This is a genomic window from Micromonospora sp. WMMC241, from assembly GCF_027460165.1.
Lineage (GTDB): Bacteria > Actinomycetota > Actinomycetes > Mycobacteriales > Micromonosporaceae > Micromonospora > Micromonospora humi.
Window position 1 is genome coordinate 2,555,707 of sequence record NZ_JAPZBF010000001.1, and the last position, 22,229, is coordinate 2,577,935.

A 22,229-nucleotide genomic window follows, 5' to 3' on the forward strand; every position below is an offset into this window, starting at 1 on the left:
CGCACGTTACCCGTCCCGGCCGGCGAGCGCGGCGCGCGCCTCCATCAGGGCGAAGCCGAGGAGGTTCTGGCCCCGCCAGGTCGCCGGGTCGGCGGCGCGCGGATCGCCGGCGGCCAGCCCGATGCCCCAGACGCGGTCCGTCGGGCTCGCCTCGACCAGCACCCGGTCACCGGTGCCGAGCAGGAACCGCCGCAACGGCTCGTGCTGGCCGAACTTCGCCACGCTGCCGGCCACCACGATCTCCCAGCGGCGGGTCGTCCAGACGGTCTCGTCGAAGCCGCGCACCTGCCGGCCGAGCGCCTTGGCCCGGTGCGGATGCGGCGCGGTGAGCACCCGTTCGGCGATCGCGCGGTCGTCGAAGAGGACGGCCTTGTGCCACATCATCCAGTGCTCGGCGGTGGCGAACTCCCGACCGTCCACGGTGAACGCCGCCGGCCACCACTGGCTCAGGCAGCCGGCGCCGACGCTGCCGTCCCGCTGCGGCTGATGCCCCCAGAAGTGCAGGTATTTGACGTGTTCACCGGATTCTTCGGCGGCGGTCAGCTCGGCGACGGAACGGATCGGCATGGCCCGATCCTGCCAGCCCTCACCGACATCCCCACCCACGCCGCTCGCTCGACGGGTCCGTCGAGTTAGGCGGGGCCCCTTCCGCTACCGAATGCGTTAACAAGGGCCCCGCCTTGCACCTCAGCCGGTGGGGGTGGCGGTGTAGAAGGCGGTTACCCGCTCGCCCGCGGCGCGGGCCTGGTCGGCCGAGGTGCCGGCATCCACGCTGGCCGCGGTCCACCGCTCGCCGGATCCGGCCACGAACCGGCGGCCCTCGTCGGAACCCATCCACTCGGCTGCCGCGGCCGGGTCGACGCCCTCGCCTGCGGCGCCCAGGTGGGAGGCGAGGCCGAGCAGCGCGAGATCCCAGCCGATGCCGACCGCGCCCGGCCCGAACTCGGCCCAGCGCTGGTCGTCGACGTGCGCGACGTGCTCCAGCTCGAACCGGGTACGGCCGGCGCCGGCGTCGCTCAGGCGTACCTCGATCCAGCTCACCTCGCCGCCGAACTCCCAGGTGGCGGCGAAGCCGTGCGGCGGGTCGCAACGTTCGACGGTGCCCTCGGCGTTGCCCTCCAGCCGGTAGCGGCCGCCGACGCTCAGGTCGCCGGAGACCGGCAGGAACCAGCGCGGGATCCGTTCCGGGTTGGTGCAGGCGTCGAAGACGTCGTCCACCGGCGCGTCGTACGTCTGGCTGATGGTCAGCACCCGCGCCTGCCCGGCGGGGAGCGTACGGTCGCCGATCCGGCGCTCGACGGCGCTGATCTGACCGGTCACGTCGATCACGGGTTGGTCCTCTCGTCGTCGGGGTGGTCCTCGCGCAGCCGCCGTTCCCGGCGACCCCGGGCCAGCTCGGTGGCGAGCGCGGCCAGCGGCGGCGCCCAGAAGCGGCGGAAGCCGGCCAGCCACGCGTCGATCTCGCGCAGCGGGCCGGGGTCGACCGCGTAGAGCCGGCGGGTGCCTTCGGCGCGCACGGTGGTGAAGCCGTGCTCGCGCAGCACCTTGAGGTGTTGGGAGACGGCGGGCTGGCTGATGCCGAACTCGCGCCGCACGGTGTCGGCGAGCGCGCCGGCCGGCTGCTCACCGTCGGCGAGCAGCTCCAGGATCCGTCGTCGGACCGGATCGCCGAGGACGTCGAAGGCGTGCACGACCTCTTTATATCAGGTTGAACTTATATAAGCGAGTGCTGCATTCTCATCGAACTCCCATGGAACTGTGCTCTGCTGGCACCGATGCGTACGACGGTTCTGGTGGTCGACGACGAGCCGAACATCGTCGACATGGTGGCGACCGTGCTGCGGTTCCACGGTTTCGAGGTGGTCACCGCGGGCACCGCGCGGGAGGCGGAGCGGCTCTCCGGCGAGCGGCCGCCGCACCTGGTGGTGCTGGACGTGCTGCTGCCCGACGGCGACGGCTTTTCGCTCTGCCGCCGGCTGCGCGCCGCGGGACACCGGTTCGGCATCGTCTTCCTCACCGCCCGGGACGCGCCACGGGACAAGATCGCCGGGCTGACCTGGGGCGGCGACGACTACGTGACGAAGCCGTTCTCCGTGGACGAGCTGGTCGCCCGCGTCCGGGCCGTGCTGCGCCGCATCGGCCCGGACGTCGAGGCCGGCTCCGGCCTGCTCCGGTACGCCGACCTGGAGCTGGACGAGGAGACCTGCCAGGCCCGGCGCGCCGGGCACCTGCTGGCGCTCTCCCCGACGGAATTCAAACTGCTGCGCTACCTGATGCTCAATCCCGGGCGGGTCCTCAGCCGTACCCAGATCCTGGAGGCGGTGTGGAGCTACGACTTCGGCGGCGCCTCGAACGTGGTCGACACCTACGTCGGCTACCTGCGCCGCAAGCTGGACCCGCTCGGGCCGCCGCTGATCGTCACCCAACGCGGTTTCGGGTACGCGCTGAGAGCCGGCGGATGACCCGGCTGCCGCTGCGGCGCAGCCTGCTCACCGGCATGGTGGCGCTGACCACCGTGGCGCTGCTGGTGGCCGGTGTGGTGAGCGCCGCCGGGCTGCGGGCGTACCTGCTGCAACGGACCGACGACCAGCTCCGCGCCGGCGCGGCGCTGGCGACCCAGCGGGTCGGCGTGCTGCTGCGCGAGCCCGGCGGGGCGGCGCGCGCGGTCGTCGCGCCCTCCGACTACCTGGTCGAGATCCGGCACCCGGACGGCACGCTGACCCGGCTCGGCGGCTCGCCGCCGGCCACCCCGCTGCTGGAGCGAGCCCCGGCCCCGCCCTCGGGCGGCGGTCCCGGCCCGGCGACCACGCTCGACCGGGGAGCCTGGCGGGCGGTCACCGTCCGGACCGGCGGCGCGGTCGTGCTCATCGCGCTCCCGCTCGCCCCGGTACGCGAGACGGTGCGCCGCCTGGTCCTGGTGGAGCTGGCCGGTGGGCTGACCGTGCTGGTGCTCCTCGCCGGCTTCGCCCGGGTGCTGCTGGCGCGCGGCCTGCGCCCGCTGGACCGGATCACCGACTCCGCGACCGCGATCGCCGGCGGCGACCTGGGCCGCCGGGTGCCGGTCGAGGGGAGCGACCGGACCGAGGTGGGTCGGTTGACCCGTGCGGTCGACGGGATGCTCGCCCGACTCCAGTCGGCGATCGCCGCCCGGGCCCGTTCGGAGGCGCGGCTGCGCACGTTCGTGGCGGACGCCTCGCACGAGCTGCGGACGCCGCTGACCTCCATCCGCGGCTACCTGCACCTGCTCAGCCGGGACATGGTCGAGCCCGCGCGCCGCCCGGAGGTGCTCCGCCGGGGTGCCGAGGAGGCGACCCGGATGAGCCGGATCCTCGACGACCTGCTCTACCTGGCCCGCCTCGACGCCGAGCCCCGGCTCGACCGGGAGGACGTCGACCTGGCCGAGGTGGCGCGCGAGTCGGTCGCCGACGCGTTGGCGGTGCAGCCCGGCCGGCCGTTGCGGGTCGTCGCGCCGGACGCGGCCCCGGTGCGGGGGGACGCCGACGCGCTGCGCCAGGTGCTGGGGAACCTGCTCGCGAACGTCCGCGCGCACACCCCGGCGGGCACGCCGGCCGTCGTCGAGGTACACGCTCGGGGCGACCGGGTCGAGGTGGCGGTCCGCGACAGCGGCCCGGGAATGTCGCCGGAGCTGGCCGCGCGCGCGTTCGAGCGGTTCAGCCACGGCGCCGACGGCGGCAGTGGGCTGGGGCTGGCCATCGTCGCCGAGATTCTCGCCGCGCACGATGGCGAGCTGGGCCTGGATACCGCCGAGGGAACAGGTGTCACGGTCTGGTTCCGGCTGCCCCGGGCCCGCTCTTGACGTTCTCTCATCCGGCTCCGGTCGGACGCCCAGCCGGCCCTGGTGTGCTCGCCCCATGCGGAAATCCATCCGCCGCCGGCTGCTTGCCGGGACGGCGGTCCTGTTCCTCGTCGTGGCGGCGGTGGTCGCCGACCGGGTGACGGCCTGGCTGGTCGCCGGGCGGCTCGCCGACCGGGTGGCCTGCGCGACCGGGGTGTCCCGGCCCTCGGTCGAGCTGTCCGGTTTCCCGGTGCTGCCGCAGGTGGTCGGCGGCCGGCTGGACCGGATCCGGGTCGGCGTGGTCGGCGCCCGGGCCGGCGGCCTTCACGTCGACCGTGTCGATGCCGAGCTGCGCGACGTCCGCACCGGTGACGGGCCGGCGCGGATCGGAGACGCCGCGGTGGCTGTGCTGGTCGGCTACGAGGCGTTGCCCGCCGAGGCGGCCGGTCGCGCGTTGCGCTACCGCTACGCCGGCGGGCTGCTCGGCATCGACACACAGATGGCCGCCGTGCCGGTCACCCTGCTGGTGCGTCCCACGCTGGACGGTGGGCGGCTCAACCTCACCCCGATCGAGGTGGAGGTGTTCGGCGTCCGGCGTCCGGCGGGCAAGTTGCTTGACCGGCTCGGCGGCGGCCCCGACCTGGGCCGCGCCCTGCCGGCCCTGCCGGCGGATCTGTCCTACCGGTCGGTCGCGGCCACCGCCGACGGGCTCCTCGTACGGGTCGAGGGGCACGATCTCACCCTGCCGGCGGCCGGTGGCCGCGCCGGCGCGCGCTGTGGAGGAGCATGATGCGGGTCGACGACGGCAGCCGGGTCCACCGGATCCTGGGCGGGCTCGGCCGGCTCTGCGCCCGCCGCCCCCGGACGGTGCTGGCGAGCTGGCTGATGCTCGCCGTCGCCCTGGTCGGCGCGGCGGCGATTTTCGGCCGGCCGGTGGACAACGACGTGGCGCTGCCCGGCAGCGACGCCCAGCAGGCCCGCGACCTGATCGACGGGACCGGGTCGGACGGCGGCACGGGCGGTCAACTGGTGCTGTACGCCGACGACGGCCGCCTCGACGACCCGGCCCGGCGGGACGCGCTCGCGCGGGTGGCCCGGGAGGTCGCCGAGGTGCCCCACGTGACGGGTGTGGACGCGGCGAGCGCCGCCGCGGGCACGCTCAGCCCGGACGGGCGCACCGGCTGGCTGACCGTGCGGCTGGACGTGTCCCCGCGTGACGTGGACAGGGCGCTCGCCCAGGCGGTCTCGGACGCGGCGACGCCCGCCGAGGCGGCCGGCATCGAGGTCACCCCGGGCGGGGTGCTCGCCTCGGCGGCCGAACGGGGCAGCTCACGGGACAGTGAGCTGCTCGGCCTCGGGGTCGCCGCCATCGTGCTGCTGCTCGCCTTCGGCGGCCTGGTCGCGGCGGCGGTGCCGCTGGTGACCGCGCTTTTCACGCTCGCGTGCGCGGTCAGCGCCGTGGGGCTGGCCGGGCACCTGGTGGCGGTGCCGGCGGTGGCCGGGACGCTGGCCACCATGGTCGGTCTCGGCGTCGGCATCGACTACGCGCTGTTCCTCGTCACCCGGCACCGTCGGTTGCTGGCCGAGGGGGTGCCGGTGCCCGAGGCGGTCGCCCGCAGCGTCGCCGGCTCGGGCAGCGCGGTCGTGTTCGCCGGCGGGACCGTGGTGGTCGCCCTCGGCGGGCTGGCGGTGGCGGGCGTACCGATCCTCGGCACGCTCGGCTGGACCACCGGCCTGGTGGTGGTCGTCGCGGTGGCCGGCGCGGTGACCCTGCTGCCGGCGTTGCTGGCCCTGCTCGGGCATCGGCTCGACCGGCTCCGGATTCACCGCCGGCGTCCGGCGCCGGTGTCACCCGCCACCGGTGCCGGCCTCGCCACGGCGAGCGGCACCGGGGAGCGACGGGTGACCGGCTGGGCCCGGCAGGCGGACCGGGTGACCCGCCGGCCGTGGCGCTGGGCGATCCTCGCGTTGCTGCTGCTCGGCGCGCTCGCCGCGCCGGCCCTCGACCTGCGGCTGGGACAGGTGGATCCGGGGGACAAGCCGGTGGGCACGGCCGATCGGGCCAGCTACGACCGTCTCGCGGCCGGGTTCGGGCCGGGCGTGAACGGACCGTTGACAGCGGTCGCCGAGTTGGCGCCGCCGGCCGGTTCCGGCGCCGACGCCCGGGTGGGCGAGCTGACCGCCCGGGTGGCCGGCACGGCCGGCGTCGCCCGGGTCACCCCGGCCCGGCTCGCCGACGGCGGCCGGGTCGTGGTGCTGACCGCGTACCCGCAGACGGCGCCGAGCGACCCGGCGACCGCCACGTTGGTGCGTACGCTGCGGACCCTCGACGCGCCCGGCGTGACCGTGCACGTGGGCGGTGCGACGGCCACCCGGGTTGACCTCGCCGACCGGGTGGGGGAGCGGATGCCCTGGGTCATCGCCGTGGTGGTCGGACTGGCCACCCTGCTGCTGTACGCGGCGTTCCGGGCGCCGGTCGTCGCGGTGAAGGCAGCGGTGATGAACCTGGTCTCGATCGGGGCCGCGTACGGGGTGCTGACCGCGGTCTTCGCCTGGGGCTGGGGCGCGGGGTTGACCGGCCTGTCCGGTCCGGTGCCGGTGGAGAGCTACCTGCCGATGATGCTGTTCGCGCTGCTCTTCGGGCTCTCCATGGACTATGAGGTGTTCCTGCTGACCGCCGTGCAGGAGTCCTGGCAGCTCACCGGCGACAACCGGGTGGCGGTCCGCGAAGGGCTGGCCGGCACCGGCCCGGTGATCACCTCGGCCGCGCTGATCATGGTGACCGTCTTCGCCGGCTTCGTGCTCCAGGACGATCCGGTGATCAAGATGTTCGGCCTCGGCATGGCGGTGGCGGTCGCGGTCGACGCCACAGTGGTCCGCGCGCTCCTGGTGCCGGCCACCATGGCCCTGCTCGGCCGGGCCAACTGGTGGCGGCCCGGCCGGCGGAGCCGGGCCGCCGAGCGGACGCCGCCCGTGCCGGTGTGCTGACGGCGCGACGCCTGACGTCCGGCGCACCCGCTTCGCTGAGTTAAGCGGGGCCCCTTCCTCTACCGAATGCGTTAAGAAGGGGCCCCGCCTTGCATCTCAGCCGCCGAGGCGGGTGGCGACGGTGCGGCGCAGCTCGGGCAGCCGGTCGTGCAGCAGGCCGGGGCACTGGGTGGAGTTGAAGTCCTTGTGCCCGTAGATCTCCGTCGGCGCGATGCCGTACTGCTGGCAGGTGAACGCGCAGAACCAGACCAGGCTGTCCCAGAGCGCCTGCGGTGGCTGCACGTCGAGGTAGATGCCGTCGTTCTCGATGCCGATGGCCTGGCTGTTCTGCCCGACGCAGTGTGCGCCCTGCACCATGCTCTGCCCGTGCAGCAGCCCGTAGAGGCTGCCGTGCCGGCCCTCGGTCAGGTAGCCGCCCCGGCTGTTGGTGAAGTGCTGGCCGGAGTCGAGCCACCCGTTGGAGTCCATGTGCAGGTTCTGGATGTCGCGGGAGTTCCGGTAGGCCTGGGCGAGGCTGTAGTCGGTGGTGTTCGGGAACGCCGTGTGGTGAATGATGATCTTGTTGGGCCGGTTCTGCACCACGCTCACCGGCGACGACGGCGGCCGGGCGCCCCAGGTCGCGCAGTTGGCGATGGTCGGTTGGTCGACCCGGGCCGCGGCGGCCCACGCGCCGCCGGCGCCGGCCTGGGCGAGCGTGGTGGCGCCGAGCAGGACCGCGCCGCGCAGCACGGCCCGCCGGGGGAGGGGAACGGACATCGGGGCCTCCTCGTGGGTACGGACGCCGCGGCGGGACGGACCGTCGTGGCCCGTCCCGCCGCGGTGGGTCAGCAGGTGCCGTTGCAGGCCAGCACCCGGAGCCGGTCCAGGGTGCCGTTCCAGACGTTCTGGTCACCGGGGAAGGTGCCGGAGGAGGACCACTGCCAGAACGAGTACGTGCCCCAGCCGGCCGGCAGCGTGCCGACGCTGCTGGCGTAGCGCGCGATCCACAGTGGGTTGTTGGCGGCGAACTGCGAGGTGTTGCCGGTGCAGGTGCTCCACCAGTCGGTGGTGGTGTAGATGGTGGCCCACCGGCCGGTGCGGGCGTAGTACTGGTTGACGAACGAGGCGATCCAGCTCCGCATCGACGCCTGGCTCAGCCCGTAGCAGGTGGCGCCGTACGGGTTGTACTCGATGTCGAGCGCGCCGGGCAGCGTCTTGCCGTCCCGCGACCAGCCGCCGCCGTGGTCGACGAAGTAGTTGGCCTGGGTGGCGCCGCTTGTGGTGTCCGGACGGGCGAAGTGGTACGCCCCGCGGATCATCCCGACGTTGTAGGAGCCGTTGTACTGCTGGGCGAAGTACGGGTTCGTGTAGTACGTGCCCTCGGTCGCCTTGACGTACGCGAACCGGGCGCCGTTGGCCCAGGCGGTCGACCAGTTCACGTTGCCCTGGTAGCTGGAGACGTCCATGCCGGGCAGGCCGGCCGGGGCGGCGTGGGCGGGGGCGGCGCCGATCAGGGCCGCTGCGGCGGCGGTGACGGTGGCGAGCGCGGCGGCGCCGGTCGTGCGCAGCACGCTTCGCAGGAGTCGGTGCATCTTTCCTCCCTGGGGGTTGCCGCTCGTGGCGGCGGGAGTCGGACGAAAGGAACTGTCAACATTAGGTCACACGACGGAGAAACTCTTCAATAGACGTATCGAAGATTTTCTTTGAATTTCGGTGCTCAGCCGAGCGCGGCGAGGGCCTCGGCGGCGGCGCGCTCGCCGGCGGTCACCGCGCCCTCCAGGTAGCCGCTCCACCGGGTCGCGGTCTCCGTGCCGGCCCAGTGCACCCGGCCCACCGGCGCGCGCAGCTCGGGTCCGTAGTCGCACCACGAGCCGGGCGTGAGCATGCCGCAGAAGCAACCGCGGGTCCACGGATCGGCCGACCAGTCGTACTCGACGAGGTCCTCGGGCTCGGCGGCGGCCGGGCCGACGAGCGCGACGAACGCGTCCCGCACCGCGGCGCGCCGCGCGGCGTCCGGCAGCCGGCGCAGCGCGCGGGCCTGCGCGCCGTAGCTGAACCCGGTGAGCACCCCGCCCGGCAGCCCGGGCAGCGAGTTGTCCACCGTCTCGGTCAGTGGCCCGGTGTCCGTGGTGGCCACCCCGGAACGGCCGTCGGCCCGCCAGAACGGCTCCGGATAGCGCGCGTGCACCTTCAGCGCCGCGCCCATCGGCATCCGCTGGGTCAACCCGTCGCGCAGCGCCGGCAGCGGCGGGTCGTACCGGATCCGGCCGGCCAGGGCCGGGGCCAGCGCGACCACCACCGCGTCGCCGGCGTGCACCTGGTCACCGGCGCGGACCCGCACGCCGGCGGCGTCCTGGGCGATCGCGTCCACCGGCGCGCCCAGGCGCAGCCGCTCCGGCGGCAACGCGGCGGCCATCCGCTGCGCCAGCGCGGCCGGGCCGCCGACGATCCGGTCCTGCTGGGCGCCTCCGGCCATCCCGAGCAGCGAGCCGGCACCACCGCCGCTGCGCAGGTAGAACAGCATCTGCAACAGCGACACCTCGTCCGGCGAGGCGGCCAGCAGGCCCCCGGCGAGCAGGCGTCCGGCGTAGCGGGCGGTGACCGGGTCTCCCGCCGTGGCGGCGAGCCAGCCGCCGAGCGTGGTCCGGTCCCACTCCGCCGCCCCGGTGGCCCGCCACGGCGCGGCCGGGTCGACCCCGGCCGCCAACTCGTCCAGCGTGCCGAGCAGCGCGGCCAGTCCGGCCGGCTCCGCCGCCGGTCGGCCGTCCAGCAGCAGCGTGGGCGCGCCGTGCGCCGGCGAGGGAAAGGTCTCCAGGCCGTACGCGGCGACCAGCGCGTACATTCGGTCCTGGGTGGGGCCGATCCACTGCGCGCCGAGGTCGAGCCACCCGCCGTCGGGCAGCGGGCGGCTCAGCGTCCGGCCGCCCACCCGGTCCCGGGCCTCCAGCACGAGCGGCTCGGCGCCGGCCCCGGCCAGGGCGAGCGCGCAGGCCAGCCCGGAGAACCCCGCCCCCACCACGATCACCCGGCCGCCGCGCACGCGCCGGCATACCCGGATCCCGGCGAGAATCCCGCATCCCGGCGTGTCGAAACCGGCGTCCGCCGTTCGTGTGAAGGGTGGAGGGCGGCACCGGGCCGCCCGGGGGCACGAGGAGGAACCCGTGAAGCAGTACCTGATCAGCATGTACCAGCCGGCCGGCGTCGAGCGGCCGGACCCGGAGTTCCTGGCCGCGGTGATGCGCGAGGTCGAGGCCATCGGCCGGGAGCTGCGCGAGGCCGGGAGCTGGGTGTTCGGCGACGGGCTGCACGCTCCGGAGACCGCCACCGTGCTCCGCGCGGCCGGCGAAGAGGTGCTGGTCACCGACGGGCCGTTCGCCGAGGCCAAGGAATACCTGGGCGGCGTCACCATCATCCGCGCGCCTGACCTGGACGCCGCGCTCGACTGGGGTCGCCGCTACGCCCGCGCCACGACCCTGCCGATCGAGGTCCGCCCGTTCCAGGGCGAGGGATGACCGCTGTCGAACGGGTCTTCCGGGCCGAGTACGGCCGCGCGGTCGCCGTCCTGACCCGCCTCCTCGGCGACATCGACCTCGCCGAGGAGGCGGTCCAGGAGGCGTTCACGGTCGCGGTGCGGCGGTGGGCCGTCGACGGCACACCGCCCAGCCCGGCCGGCTGGATCGTCACCACCGCCCGCAACCGGGCGATCGACAGGCTGCGCCGCGAGTCCACCCGCGCCGCCCGGCACGCCGAGGCCGCCCTGCTGCACGCCGCCGACCCGCCCACCGAGGAGGGGCCCGTGCCCGACGACCGGCTGCGCCTGATCTTCACCTGCTGCCACCCGGCGCTGCGCCCCGCCGCCCGGGTGGCGCTGACGCTGCGCCTGCTCGGCGGCCTGAGCACCACCGAGATCGCCCGGGCCTTCCTGGTGCCGGAGTCGACCATGGCGCAGCGCCTGTCCCGGTCCAAGGCCAAGATCCGCGACGCCGGGATCCCGTACCGGGTGCCGGGCGACGCCGACCTGCCCGACCGGCTGCGCGGGGTGCTGGCCGTGATCTACCTGATCTTCAACGAGGGGCACACCGCCAGCGCGGGGGAGCGGTTGGGCCGCGCCGAGCTGGGCGCCGAGGCGATCCGGCTGGGCCGGCTGCTGGTGACGCTGATGCCGGACGAGCCGGAGGCGCTCGGGCTGCTCGCGCTGATGCTGCTCACCGAGGCGCGGCGGGCCGCCCGCACCGGGCCGGACCAGGTGGCGGTGTCGCTGTCCGAACAGGACCGGGGTCGGTGGGACCGGGCACTCGTCGCCGAGGGGCAGGACCTGGTGCGGCGCTGCCTGCGGCGCGACCGCCCCGGCCCGTACCAGATCCAGGCCGCGATCAATGCGGTGCACGCGGACGCGGCGACCGCCGCCGACACCGACTGGACCCAGATCCTCGCGCTCTACGACCAGTTGGCGGCCCGCGCGCCGGGACCGGTGGTGGCGCTGAACCGGGCGGTCGCGCTGGCCGAGGTACGCGGACCGGCCGCCGCGCTGGCCGAGGTCGACCGGCTGGATCTGGCCGCTTACCACGTGTGGCACGCCGTCCGGGCCGACCTGCTGCGCCGGCTCGACCGGCCGGCCGAGGCCCGGGCCGCGTACGACGCGGCGATCGCCGGCACCGGGAACGCGGCGGAACGGGCGTTCCTCGCCCGGGCCCGCGACCGGCTGCCGGGATGGATCGACGGGCATTGACGCGACGGCGGAGAAAAGTACACTCGCAGTGTAATTAGTTTCCGTGCGCCGTCGACCGCGCGAGGTGACGATGAGCCCACCGGCCACCCCCACGGACGACCCCGGTCTGGCGCTGCACCACGTCGGCGTGCGCTTCGGCGGCCTGGTCGCGCTCGACGACGTCTCGCTGCGGGTGCCGCCCGGCCGCGTGGTCGGGGTGATCGGGCCCAACGGCGCCGGCAAGACCACGCTGTTCAACGTGGTCTGCGGCTTCGTCCGGCCGAGCGGAGGCTCGCTCACCCTCGACGGGCGCCCGTTCCGACCCCGTCCGCACCGGCTCACCCGGCTGGGCATCGGCCGCACGCTCCAGGGCGTCGGCCTGTTCCCCGGCCTGACCGTGCTGGAGAACGTGACGGCCGGTGCCAGCCACGCGGCCCGCGCCGGCTTCGCCGCCGCGCTGTTCGGCCTGCCCGCCAGCGACCGCGACGAGCGGCGGCTGCGCGCCGAGGCCCTCGCCCTCCTCGCCGAGCTGGGCATCGACAGGCACGCCGCAGCCGCACCCGCCACCCTGCCCTACCCGGTGCGCAAGCGGGTCGCGCTGGCCCGCGCCCTGATCGCCCGGCCCCGGCTGCTGCTGCTCGACGAGCCCGCCGGCGGGCTCGGCGCCGACGACGTGGCCGAGCTGGCCGACCTGGTCCGGGCCCTGCCGCAACGCGCCGAAGGCTGCGCCGTGCTGCTCGTCGAACACCACATGGACCTGGTCATGTCCGTCTGCCACGAGCTGGTGGTGCTCGACTTCGGCCGGGTGATCGCCGCCGGCACGCCGGAGCGGATCCGCGACGACCCCCGGGTCACCGAGGCCTACCTCGGCGCGGACGTGCCGGCCGAAGCCGGAGGCACGCCGTGACCGCGGTGCTGGAAGTCGAGGCGCTCCGCGCCGGCTACGGCCCGGTGCCGGTGCTGCGGGACGTGGCGTTCACCGTGCCGGCCGGCACCGTCGCCGCCGTGCTCGGCGCCAACGGCGCCGGGAAGACCACGCTGCTGCGTACCCTCTCGGGTCTGCTGCGCCCCACCGGCGGCCGGATCCGGTACGCGGGGGAGGACCTGCGCGGCGTCCGGGTGGAACACCTGGTCCGGCGGGGCCTGGCGCACGTGCCGGAGGGCCGCGGCGTGGTGACCGAGCTGACCGTGGCGGAGAACCTGCGCCTCGGCGGCCTCTGGCGGCGGGACCGGGCCGACGCGCGGCGGGCGCGCGACGAGGTGTACGAGATCTTCCCGGCGCTGGCCCGCCGCCGTGACCACCTCGGCCACCAGCTCTCCGGCGGGGAGCGGCAGATGCTCGCGCTCGGCCGGGCGCTGATCGCCCGCCCCCGGCTGCTGCTGCTCGACGAGCCGTCGCTCGGGCTGGCCCCCGCGGTGGCCGCGCAGATCATGGCGCTGCTGCGCCGGTTGCGCGACGAGCAGGGGTTGACCGTGCTGCTGGTCGAGCAGAACGTCCGCACCGCGCTCTCCGTCGCCGACCAGGGGATCGTCATGTCGCTCGGCCGGGTGGTGACCGCCGCGCCGGCGGCCCGGCTGCGCGACGACGACCGGCTGCGGCACGCGTACCTCGGGTTCTGACCGGCGAGCGGAAGGGTCGCGGATGCAGCGGTTCTGGTTCCTCACCTTCGACGGGCTGGCCGCCGGCGCGGTGTACGCGGCGTTCGCGCTCGCGCTGGTGCTCATCTGGCGGGCCGCCCGGGTGGTCAACTTCGCCCAGGGGGCGATGGCCGTCGCCACCGCGTACGTCGGCTACGCGGTGGTCGCCGCGACCGGGTCCTACTGGCTGGGCCTGGCCGCCGCGGTGCTGGCCGGGCTCGCGCTGGGCGCGCTGGTGGAACGGGTCCTGATGCGTTTCGTCGGTCCCGCCGGCCCGCTCAACCAGGTGATCGTCGCGCTCGGTCTGGTGCTGCTGGTCCAGGCGGTGCTCGGCATGGTCTTCGGCAACGGCTACCGACCGGCCCCGGCGCCGTTCGACACCGACGCGCTCACCGTCGGCGGGGTCGCCGCGCTGTCCCCCTACGACCTCTGGGTGCTCGGCGCGGCGCTGACGGTCGTGGTGCTGCTCGCGCTGCTGTTCACCCGGACGCCCGTCGGCCTGCGGATGCGGGCGGCGGCGTTCGCCCCGGAGGTCTCCCGGCTGCTCGGCGTGAGCGTCGGCCGGATGCTGACGCTCGGCTGGGCGCTGGCCGCCGGGGTCGGCGCGCTCGCCGGCATGCTCGTCGTCCCCACCGGCCTCGGCCTGCACCCGCACGCCATGGACCTGGTCTTCGTCGTGGCGTTCACCGCCGCCGTGGTCGGCGGGCTGGACAGCCCGGTCGGCGCCGTCGTCGGCGGGCTGCTGGTCGGGCTGATCCTGTCGTACGTCACCGGCTACCTGGGCCCGGACACCACCCCGCTGGCCGTGCTGGTGCTGCTGCTGGCCGTCCTGCTGGTCCGCCCCGGCGGGCTCTTCTCCGCGGCGAGAGCGAGGCACGTGTGACCACCACCCGAACCGGACCGTCGAGGCCGGCCCCGTTGCGTCGGCTGCTGCCCGGCGCGCCCGCCGGCGGCGGCCCGCGCGGGTCGACCCTGCTGCGGCACCTCGCCGGGGCGGTGCTCGCCGGCACGCTCGTCGTGCTGCTCACCAACCAGCTCCCGCCGTACGAGAACCTCCAGGTGGCCCGGGTCTGCGCGTTCCTCTGCGTCACCGCCGGGCACACCGTGCTGGTCGGGCTCAACGGCCAGCTCTCCCTGGGCCACGGCGCGCTGATGGCCACCGGCGCCTACACGGTGGCCCTGGTGCAGCGGGGCCTCGACGAGCGGGCCGTCGGCGGGTGGTGGGTCCTGCCGGGCTCGCTGCTGGCCGCCGTCGCGGTGACCGCGCTGGGCGGGCTGGTGGTCGGGCTGGCCGCGGCCCGGCTGCGCGGCCCCTACCTGGCCGGCGTGACCCTGGCGGTGGCGACGCTGGTGCCGGCCGTCACCACGATCTTCACCGGGGTGTTCAACGGTGAGCAGGGGCTGCGTTTCCCGGCGCAGGCCCCACCGGCGGCGCTCGGTCCGTACTTCCAGCCGGAACGCTGGCTGGCCTGGATCGCGCTCGCCGCCGCCCTGCTCACCATGCTGCTGCTGGCCAACCTGGTGCGCAGCCGGTACGGCCGGTCGCTGCGCGCGGTCCGCGACGACGAGGTCGCGGCCCGGCTCGCCGGCATTCCGGTGGCCCGCACCCAGGTGCTCGCGTTCGTGGTCAGCGCCGGCTGCGCCGGCCTCGGCGGCGGCGTGTACGCGGTGCTCACCGCCACCGTGGCCCCGGGCAAGTTTCCCCTCGACCTGTCGCTGTTCCTGCTCATGGCCATCGTGATCGGCGGCCTCGGCAGCCTGGCCGGCGCGGTCTGGGGCGCGCTGCTGCTGGTCGCCCTGCAGGACCTGCCCGCGCTGCTCACCGAGCACCTCGACCTGTCCGCCGGGCTGGCGCAGCGCCTGGAGGGCAACCTCGCGCTGGCCGTGTTCGGCCTGATCCTCATCGTCGTCATGCTCGCCGCCCCGGGCGGACTGCAGGGTGGCGTCCGCGCCCTCGCCACCCGGCTCCGCGCCGCCGTACGCCGCGCACCGGACCGCTGACCTCACCGGTCCCCACCACCCGCACCGGATTGGAGAACCATGCGCCCCACCACCCGCCGCGTGCTCGCGGCCGTTGCCGGCCTGGCCCTGCTGGCCACGCTGCCGGCCTGCGCCGACGACGCGAAGCAGGCCGCCGAGAACGTCCCCGGCGTCACCGACGGCGAGATCGTCATCGGCACCCACCAACCGCTCACCGGCCCCGCCGCGCCCGGCTACTCGAAGATCTCCGCCGCGGTGAAGGCGTACTTCGAGCACGTCAACGGCAAGGGCGGGGTGCACGGCCGGAAGATCGTCTACAAGGTCATGGACGACGGCTACAACCCGGCCAACACCGAGAACGTGGTCCGCAAGCTGGTCCTCGACGACAAGGTCTTCGCGCTGCTCGGCGGGCTCGGCACGCCGACGCACACCAACGTGCTGGAGTTCGTCAAGGCCCAGCGGGTGCCGGACCTCTTCGTCGCCTCGGGCAGCCGCAACTGGAACCAGCCGGAGAAGTACCCGACCACGTTCGGCTGGCAGCCCGACTACACGGTCGAGGGCAAGATCCTGGCCAGTTGGGTCAAGCGGGAGTTCCCCGGCGCCAAGGTCTGCCACTTCGGGCAGAACGACGACTTCGGCCGGGACTCGCTGGCCGGGGTGGAACAGGTGCTCGGCCCGGTCGCGGCGAAGCAGACGTACACCACCACCAACCAGCAGGTCGGGCCCGCGATCGGCGCGCTGCGGGCGGCCGGCTGTCAGGTGGTGATCTCGGCGAGCATCCCCGGGTTCACCGCCCTGGCCATGGGTCAGGCCGCCGGGCAGGGCTTCCGGGCGCAGTGGGTGGTGTCCAACGTGGGCGCCGACTACACCACGCTCGCCGCCCAGCTCGGCGACAAGAAGGTGATCCTCGAGGGCATGGTCGCCGACAACTACCTGCCGATGGTGGGTGACACCGCCAACCCGTGGATCCGGGAGTTCACGAAGATCCACCAGCGGTTCAACGCGGGCAACCCGATCGACGGCAACGCGGTCTACGGCTATTCGATGGCCTACACCTTCGTGCAGGCGTTGCTCGCCGCCGGGCCCGAGCCCACCCGGGAGAAGCTGGTCGAGGCCGTGCGCAAGGGCGGCTTCCGCGGGCCCGGTCTCACCCCCTTCCGGTACGCCGAGGGCGTGCACGCGGGCTACAGCGGGGTCCGGCTGAGCCGGGTCAGCGGTGGTGCGCAGACCTACTTCGGCCCGACGTACACCACCGACGACGGCGAGGCGGCGGTCACCGAGTTCACCGAGGCGCCGGCCACCCCGCCGACGGACGCGGTGCCGACCGCCTGAGCGGCCGGGCGTGCCGTCGGGCGGGTGCCGGCCGTCCGACGGCGCGCACGTAGAGTTGCCGCCGGTAGCCGAGCGCAGGGAGCCGTCCGTGATCGAGGTGGAGAGCGACCCGCCGGCGCGGGTGGACGGCCGGGCGGCGCGGGCCGAGCGGACCCGGGCCGCGATCGTCGAGGCGCACCTGGCCCTCATCGACGCCGGCGACCTGCGGCCGACGGGGGAGCGGATCGCGGAGCGGGCCGGCGTGTCGCTGCGTACCCTGTGGACCAATTTCAAGGACATGGAGACGCTGTTCGCCGCCACCGGGCGACGGATCGGCGAACGGCAGGCCGCGCTCTGGCGGCCCGTCCCGCCGGAGCTGCCGCTCACCGTGCGCATCGCCGAGTTCTGCGGCCAGCGCGCCCGGCTGCTCGAGGTGCTGGCGCCGCCGGCCCGCGCGTCGGCGCTGCGGGAGCCGTTCTCGCCGCAGTTGCGGCGCAACCGGGAGGCGGCCATCGCCCGGGTCCGGGAGGAGATCGAGACCGTGTTCGCCGCCGAGCTGGCGCACGCCGGGTCGGGGCGGGCGCGGCTGCTGGACGCGCTGACCGTGGCCGCCACCTGGGCCGCGTGGTCGATGATGCGCGACGCCATGGGGCTCGACGTCGGGGCGGCCCGGGAGGTCATGGCCCGCACGCTGGGCGCGCTGCTCACCGCCGGCTCCCGCTGACCGGGCGGCCTACTCCTCCCGGAGCCGGCGCAGGATTCGGGTCAGCTCCGCCCGGTCGCCCGGGTCGAGCGCGGCGAAGAACCGTTCCGCCTCGGTGGCCCGGGCCGCCTGGATGGCGGTGCCGACGCGGTCGCCCTCGGCGGTCGGGGCGACGAGCGTGGCCCGCCGGTCGCCCGGGTCGGGCCGCCGTTCGACCAGGCCGCGTTCCTGGAGGCCGTCGATGACCTCGGTGGCCGAGCGGGGGGCGATGCGCAGGTGCTCGGCGAGCGTGCCGGGCCGCAGCGCGCCGTGCCGCAGCAGCACGCCGAGCGCCCGCGCCTGCCCGGGGCTGATCTCCCACGGTTCGAGCGCGCGTTTGGTCTGGTGGCGCAGCCGCCGGGTGACCGCCCAGAACGTCTCGGCCAGGCTCTCCTCGTCGCTGCCGTCCACGGGAATACGGTAGCAGCATCTCCTGTTGTTCCCTCATGATGAGGTAACCTCAGCATTATCCGGACAGAGGAGAACCCCTTGGATCACATCCCCGACGGCCGCGGAGCCGGCCGAACCGTGTCCGCCGCCGAGAAGGCACAGGCCCGCGACGTGTCGCTGCGCCGCATCGGCGGCCTCTTCACCGCCCACCGCGGCCCGCTCGCCGCCGTGGTGGCGATCATCGTGGCGTCCTCGATCATCGCGATGGCCTCGCCGTTCCTGCTGCGTACCGTGATCGACCGGGCCCTGCCCGAGCGTGACCTGACGCTGCTGGCCTGGCTGGTCGCGGCCATGGTCGCGGTGGCCGCGGTCACCGCCGTGCTCGGCGTCGCCCAGACCTGGATCTCCACCCGGGTCGGCCAGGAGGTCATGCACCGGCTGCGCACCGACGTCTTCGCCCACCTCCAGCGGCAGTCGATCGGCTTCTTCGTGCGCACCCGCACCGGCGAGGTGCAGTCCCGCATCACCAACGACATCGGCGGCATGCAGGCGGTGGTCACCTCCACCGCCACCTCGATCGCCGCCAACCTCACCACCGTCGTCGCCACCACCGTCGCCATGCTGGCGCTGAGCTGGCGACTCACCCTCGTCTCGCTGGTCGTACTGCCGCCCGCGCTCTGGCTCACCCGCCGGGTCGCCCGGCTGCGCCGGGAGATCACCGCCCGCCGCCAGCGGGAACTGGCCGACCTCACCGTCACCATCGAGGAAGGGCTGTCGGTCAGCGGCGTCCGGCTGGCCAAGACGCTCGGCACCGGCGCGGCGCTCGTCGACCGGTTCACCGCCTCCTCGGCCCGCCTGGTCGACCTGGAACTGCGCTCCGAGCTGGCCGGCCGCTGGCGGATGGCCGCCATGACGATCGTCTTCGCCGCCATCCCCGCGGTGATCTACCTCGGCGCCGGCCTGCCCGGCACCGCCGGCACGCTCACCATCGGCACGCTGGTCGCGTTCACCGCGCTGCAGGGCAACCTGTTCCGCCCGCTGATGGGCCTGCTCAACGTCGGCGTCACGCTGACCGCCTCGCTCGCGCTGTTCGCCCGCATCTTCGAATACCTCGACCTGCCGGTCGAGGTCGCCGAGCCGGCCCGCCCGGCGGCACTGGACCCGGCCACGGTCCGCGGCCACCTGCGCGTCGAGGACGTCACCTTCAGCTACCCGGGCAGCGACACCGCCGCGCTGGCCGGCGTCAGCCTGGACGTCCCGGCCGGCACCAGCCTGGCCCTGGTCGGCGAGACCGGCTCCGGCAAGAGCACGCTCGCCGCCCTGCTCAGCCGCCTGCACGACCCGGACGCCGGCCGGATCACCATCGACGGCGTCGACCTGCGCGACGTGAGCCTGGCCGACCTGGCCGCCGTGGTGGGCGTGGTCAGCCAGGAGACCTACCTGCTGCACGCCACCGTGCGCGACAACCTGCGGTACGCCCGCCCCGACGCCACCGACGCCGACATCGAGGCCGCCGCCCGCGCCGCCCGGATCCACGACCTGATCGCCGCGCTGCCCGACGGGTACGACACCATGGTCGGCTCCCGCGGCCACCGCTTCTCCGGCGGCGAGCAGCAGCGCCTGGCCATCGCCCGCACGCTGCTGCGCGACCCGCGGATCCTGGTCCTCGACGAGGCGACGAGCGCGCTGGACACCGAGACCGAGCGCGCGGTGCAGCGGGCCCTGGACGAGCTGGCCCGCGGCCGCACCGTGGTGACCATCGCGCACCGTCTCTCCACGGTCCGCGACGCCGACCGGATCGCCGTGCTCGACCACGGCCGCATCGTCGAGTCCGGCACCCACCACACCCTCCTAGACCACCAGGGCCGCTACGCCACCCTGCTCGGCTAACCCGCGCCCCCTCGCCCCTCGCCCCGCCCCGCGCCCCGCCCTCGCCTCGCCCCGTCGATCTTGGACTTGTGGTGCCTGTCATGTCGGTTATGGCGGCTATCGGAGGTGCCACAAGTCCAAGATCGACGGAGGAGACGTTCAGGTGCCGCCCGGCTCACGGATCTTGTACTTTCCGCCCCGATCCCGGCGCTGGCCGCGTTGACCATGAAGTTGGCGGCGACAAAACGGTCAACATCTGCCGTCAACTTCATGATCAACGCGCAGGGGGTGGGGGTGGGTTCTGGTCGGGGGCTGGGCGTGGGGTGGGTGGGGGTAGCAGTGGCTCCAGCGGGGTGAACGACTCCGCCGGGGCGTTGGGGCGTGGTCCGCGGCGTGGGCTCGCCGGGCGTGTGCTGTCCCGGGGCGGTCGGACCGGGATCGCCGGATCGGGGCGAGGTGGGTCGGGGCGAGGTGGGTGGGGGCGGGGTGGGGTGGCGCGGTCGCGCTCGTGCGCGTACTCGGCACGCCGACGGGCCAGGTCGCGCTCGCACTCCAGCGCGATGCGCTGCTCCCAGTACGGCTGGAGCAGTCGGCGGACCCGCTCGTCCAGCTGCACCGTGACGTCCGGCTCGCAGGCGAACGTCACCTCCCCGCGCGCGTACGTCCAGGGCGGTGGATCGTCGGCGGCGAGCGCCGCGGCCAGCGCGGTGAGCAGCTCACGCGGGCGGTGCGGGGGCACCTCGACCGCGCAGCGCAGCGCCAGGCGGTGCAGGCGCTGCGTGGCCTGCGGCTGGAAGTAGTCGACGTACCAGCCGAACAGCTCCGGCCGGGCGGTGTCGGAGGACCAGGTGAACGTGGTGCGCACCAGGAAGACGTAGACCTGCCCCTGCGCCGGCACCACCAGCGGCTCCGGGAACCGCCTGTCGACAGTGGTCACCGGCGTCGCCGGCTCCTCGGTCCACCACAGTTGCCGCAGCGTCGGCTGCGCGCCGGCCCAGAACCTCCGGGTACGCGAGCGCGCCGCGTCGCCGAGCGTCCGGGCCCGGGCGGTCCAGCGGCCCCGCCACCCGTCGACGGGTGCGTCGGGTGTCGACCGCGCGCCGGAGCGCTCCGGCTCTCCGCTCATCGCACCCCTCTCCGCGGCCGGCAGCCGTCCGCCCGGGAGCCGGGGTCGGCGGCTCCCGGGCCGGTCGGGCGAGGGGTGTACGGATCGACGCGCGCGGCGATCCGGGATCCAAACTAACAACTGACGCCGGCCGTGGCCGGCAGCCGCGCGGACGGTGCGCCCCGACACGTGACCGGCCGTTCGGAGGACGGGTCGGCTAGTCCTATCGGCGGGACGAAAGGCCGAGAGTCTGTTAACGTGCTCATGCGGTCGGTCCCGTTGACGGGACCGACCGTCCAGACCGGACGCCGATCTCAGCGTGATGTCTTGATTCCGCTAGGTGGCGCTTCGTAGCGTGAGGCTCCGCAATCCTTCCGGCGGTGGGGCGCCGCCGGAAGGATTCGTCGTCACTGTGGGGTGTGAATGCTGATCGCCGGATCCGTACCGGTCACGAGCGTCATGGCGGAACTCGGCGCCGAGCGGTCCCTGTTCCACTCCGAGGCCGACTTCCAGCACGCGTTCGCCTGGACGCTGCGCCAACTCGACGGTGACCTCCGGGTCCGCCTCGCCGTGCGGCAGGAGCAGAACGAACACCTGGACCTGCTCTGCCACGGCCCGAGCGGCCGGACGGCGATCGAACTGGCCTACGTCACCATTCGCTGGAACGGCACCGACCCGCACACCGGCGAGGAGTACGGCCTCCGTAGCCACACCGCCGCCGAGATCGTGCGGAACCGCTTCGTCGCCGACGTCGAGCGGCTGGAACACCTCTGCCGGCCCGGGCCGGCCGGGACGAACGGCCTCGCCCTCCTGCTCACCAACGACCACGCGCTGTGGCGGGCGCCCGCCGTCGACCAGCCAACCCGGGACCGCGAGTTCCGGCTCCACAACGGTCGACGACTCACCGGCGTCCTGCGATGGGGGGTCGACGGACGCTACTTCCCGCCGAACGAGCGTCAGCTGAGCGGCGACTACCGGCTCGACTGGCAGGACTTCACTCAGCTGCCGGGGCGGCACGGCCGGTTCCGCTGGCTCGCCGTGCCGGTCGCGGGGAGGAACTGACCGCATGAGCGTCGAGGCTCGCCGGGCCGCCGGCCGCACCGTCGAATTCCTCAGGTCGCTGGCCCAGCGGCGGTACGACCGGGTGTGGACTCCCGACTTCCTGCGTCGCGCGCCCGACGTGCAGGGCTTCGCCGTCTTCCACGGTGGCGGGCTGGCGCTGGTCCACGTGACGAGCACCCCCGGCGACCCGACCCGCTGCCTCGTCCGGGCGGCTTGCGCGGCCGGCGCGGACGTGGCGGACGTGGCCGAGGCGACGGTCTGGGCGGACATCAGGAACCAGTTGACCGACGCCGGCCGTTACCGCTGCGTCGTCACGGCCGACCGGCATGCCTGCCACGTGGTGTTCACCCGGGACGTCCGCACGCCGCCGATGGCGGACCCGGCCGCGCCCGACGCGATGGCGGCGCTCGACCTGCTCGACGGCGCGCTGGCGACGTGTGTGCACAACGCCACCGCCGACTTCCGCGACCTGTCCGCCTATCTCGCGGCCCGGGCGCTGGAGCCGACCGAGGCCGACGTCCGGACCCTGTTCGACTGCGCCTGGGGCTGAGCCGCCCGGCCCGTCCGGCGGGGCGGCACCGGCTCCTCGGCCGACCGCAGCCCGGCGAGCTGGACGAAGATCTCGCGCTTCGCGGCGGCGACGCCACGCTGGTCCAGGACC

General features: G+C 74.6%; 23 protein-coding genes. 15 read left to right on the forward strand and 8 right to left on the reverse strand.

Annotated elements, in window-relative coordinates; all coding sequences use genetic code 11:
• Positions 1-6 precede the first annotated feature (6 nt).
• From O7598_RS11810 to O7598_RS11820, 3 genes are all read right to left on the reverse strand, one after another.
• Positions 7-567: an NADAR family protein gene (locus O7598_RS11810; RefSeq protein WP_269691367.1), complete on the reverse strand. Its 561-nt coding sequence runs from the start codon at positions 565-567 to the stop codon at positions 7-9.
• A 120-nt stretch (positions 568-687) separates the two neighbouring features.
• Positions 688-1,329 (reverse strand): SRPBCC family protein, encoded by a 642-nt coding sequence (locus O7598_RS11815; RefSeq protein ID WP_269691368.1) that lies wholly within the window; start codon positions 1,327-1,329, stop codon positions 688-690.
• Entirely contained in the window at positions 1,326-1,691 is a 366-nt protein-coding gene (locus O7598_RS11820; protein ID WP_269691369.1) for an ArsR/SmtB family transcription factor, read from the reverse strand. Before O7598_RS11820 ends, O7598_RS11815 begins: the two co-directional genes overlap by 4 nt.
• A gap of 84 nt (positions 1,692-1,775) precedes the next feature.
• Between O7598_RS11820 and O7598_RS11825 the strand changes: the two genes are divergently transcribed.
• From O7598_RS11825 to O7598_RS11840, 4 genes are read left to right on the forward strand one after another with little or no spacing between them, the layout of a single operon-like run.
• A complete protein-coding gene (locus tag O7598_RS11825; RefSeq protein WP_269691370.1) occupies positions 1,776-2,462 on the forward strand; it encodes a response regulator transcription factor in 687 nt (228 codons plus the stop codon).
• Complete coding sequence (locus tag O7598_RS11830; protein ID WP_269691371.1) at positions 2,459-3,817, forward strand: sensor histidine kinase; 1,359 nt, start codon at positions 2,459-2,461, stop codon at positions 3,815-3,817. Before O7598_RS11825 ends, O7598_RS11830 begins: the two co-directional genes overlap by 4 nt.
• Before the next feature lie 55 nt (positions 3,818-3,872).
• A complete protein-coding gene (locus tag O7598_RS11835; protein WP_269691372.1) occupies positions 3,873-4,586 on the forward strand; it encodes an LmeA family phospholipid-binding protein in 714 nt (237 codons plus the stop codon).
• The gene (locus tag O7598_RS11840; RefSeq protein ID WP_269691373.1) at positions 4,586-6,784 is read left to right on the forward strand and encodes an MMPL family transporter; all 2,199 of its coding nucleotides are present in this window, start codon (positions 4,586-4,588) and stop codon (positions 6,782-6,784) included. Before O7598_RS11835 ends, O7598_RS11840 begins: the two co-directional genes overlap by 1 nt.
• Before the next feature lie 96 nt (positions 6,785-6,880).
• Here O7598_RS11840 and O7598_RS11845 read toward each other — a convergent pair whose 3' ends face one another.
• From O7598_RS11845 to O7598_RS11855, 3 genes are all read right to left on the reverse strand, one after another.
• Entirely contained in the window at positions 6,881-7,540 is a 660-nt protein-coding gene (locus tag O7598_RS11845) for a peptidoglycan recognition protein family protein (RefSeq protein WP_269691374.1), read from the reverse strand.
• A gap of 68 nt (positions 7,541-7,608) precedes the next feature.
• Positions 7,609-8,355, reverse strand: coding sequence for a lysozyme (locus tag O7598_RS11850; protein ID WP_269691375.1), 747 nt, complete (start codon positions 8,353-8,355; stop codon positions 7,609-7,611).
• 125 nt (positions 8,356-8,480) lie between these two features.
• Positions 8,481-9,788, reverse strand: a complete 1,308-nt coding sequence (locus O7598_RS11855) for a flavin monoamine oxidase family protein (RefSeq protein WP_269691376.1) — start codon at positions 9,786-9,788, stop codon at positions 8,481-8,483.
• Between the two features lie 136 nt (positions 9,789-9,924).
• On the opposite strand from O7598_RS11855, the gene O7598_RS11860 reads away from it, so the two are divergent.
• The 8 genes from O7598_RS11860 (at position 9,925) to O7598_RS11895 (ending at position 17,124) form a co-directional block, all read left to right on the forward strand.
• Positions 9,925-10,275, forward strand: a complete 351-nt coding sequence (locus O7598_RS11860) for a YciI family protein (protein ID WP_269691377.1) — start codon at positions 9,925-9,927, stop codon at positions 10,273-10,275.
• Positions 10,272-11,492, forward strand: a complete 1,221-nt coding sequence (locus tag O7598_RS11865; RefSeq protein WP_269691378.1) for an RNA polymerase sigma factor — start codon at positions 10,272-10,274, stop codon at positions 11,490-11,492. The genes O7598_RS11860 and O7598_RS11865 overlap by 4 nt, the downstream gene beginning before the upstream one ends.
• A gap of 70 nt (positions 11,493-11,562) precedes the next feature.
• Positions 11,563-12,378 carry an ABC transporter ATP-binding protein gene (locus tag O7598_RS11870; RefSeq protein WP_269694846.1) on the forward strand — a complete coding sequence of 272 codons (816 nt, stop codon included), beginning with the start codon at positions 11,563-11,565 and terminating at the stop codon, positions 12,376-12,378.
• A complete protein-coding gene (locus tag O7598_RS11875) occupies positions 12,375-13,091 on the forward strand; it encodes an ABC transporter ATP-binding protein (RefSeq protein WP_269691379.1) in 717 nt (238 codons plus the stop codon). Before O7598_RS11870 ends, O7598_RS11875 begins: the two co-directional genes overlap by 4 nt.
• A gap of 22 nt (positions 13,092-13,113) precedes the next feature.
• The gene (locus O7598_RS11880; RefSeq protein ID WP_269691380.1) at positions 13,114-13,992 is read left to right on the forward strand and encodes a branched-chain amino acid ABC transporter permease; all 879 of its coding nucleotides are present in this window, start codon (positions 13,114-13,116) and stop codon (positions 13,990-13,992) included.
• Positions 13,989-15,110: a branched-chain amino acid ABC transporter permease gene (locus O7598_RS11885; protein WP_269691381.1), complete on the forward strand. Its 1,122-nt coding sequence runs from the start codon at positions 13,989-13,991 to the stop codon at positions 15,108-15,110. The genes O7598_RS11880 and O7598_RS11885 overlap by 4 nt, the downstream gene beginning before the upstream one ends.
• Positions 15,111-15,149: 39 nt before the next feature.
• The gene (locus O7598_RS11890; RefSeq protein ID WP_269691382.1) at positions 15,150-16,421 is read left to right on the forward strand and encodes an ABC transporter substrate-binding protein; all 1,272 of its coding nucleotides are present in this window, start codon (positions 15,150-15,152) and stop codon (positions 16,419-16,421) included.
• A gap of 88 nt (positions 16,422-16,509) precedes the next feature.
• The gene (locus O7598_RS11895; RefSeq protein ID WP_269691383.1) at positions 16,510-17,124 is read left to right on the forward strand and encodes a TetR/AcrR family transcriptional regulator; all 615 of its coding nucleotides are present in this window, start codon (positions 16,510-16,512) and stop codon (positions 17,122-17,124) included.
• 9 nt (positions 17,125-17,133) lie between these two features.
• On the opposite strand, the gene O7598_RS11900 is transcribed toward O7598_RS11895, so the two are convergent.
• Positions 17,134-17,553 carry a MarR family winged helix-turn-helix transcriptional regulator gene (locus O7598_RS11900; RefSeq protein WP_269691384.1) on the reverse strand — a complete coding sequence of 140 codons (420 nt, stop codon included), beginning with the start codon at positions 17,551-17,553 and terminating at the stop codon, positions 17,134-17,136.
• 78 nt (positions 17,554-17,631) lie between these two features.
• Between O7598_RS11900 and O7598_RS11905 the strand changes: the two genes are divergently transcribed.
• Positions 17,632-19,422 (forward strand): ABC transporter ATP-binding protein, encoded by a 1,791-nt coding sequence (locus O7598_RS11905; protein ID WP_269691385.1) that lies wholly within the window; start codon positions 17,632-17,634, stop codon positions 19,420-19,422.
• 253 nt (positions 19,423-19,675) lie between these two features.
• On the opposite strand, the gene O7598_RS11910 is transcribed toward O7598_RS11905, so the two are convergent.
• Positions 19,676-20,527, reverse strand: coding sequence for a hypothetical protein (locus O7598_RS11910; protein WP_269691386.1), 852 nt, complete (start codon positions 20,525-20,527; stop codon positions 19,676-19,678).
• A 402-nt stretch (positions 20,528-20,929) separates the two neighbouring features.
• Here O7598_RS11910 and O7598_RS11915 point away from each other — a divergent pair, with 402 nt between their 5' ends.
• Positions 20,930-21,568, forward strand: coding sequence for a hypothetical protein (locus O7598_RS11915; RefSeq protein ID WP_269691387.1), 639 nt, complete (start codon positions 20,930-20,932; stop codon positions 21,566-21,568).
• Positions 21,569-21,572: 4 nt separating this feature from the next.
• The gene (locus O7598_RS11920) at positions 21,573-22,118 is read left to right on the forward strand and encodes a hypothetical protein (RefSeq protein ID WP_269691388.1); all 546 of its coding nucleotides are present in this window, start codon (positions 21,573-21,575) and stop codon (positions 22,116-22,118) included.
• The last annotated feature ends 111 nt before the right edge of the window (positions 22,119-22,229 follow it).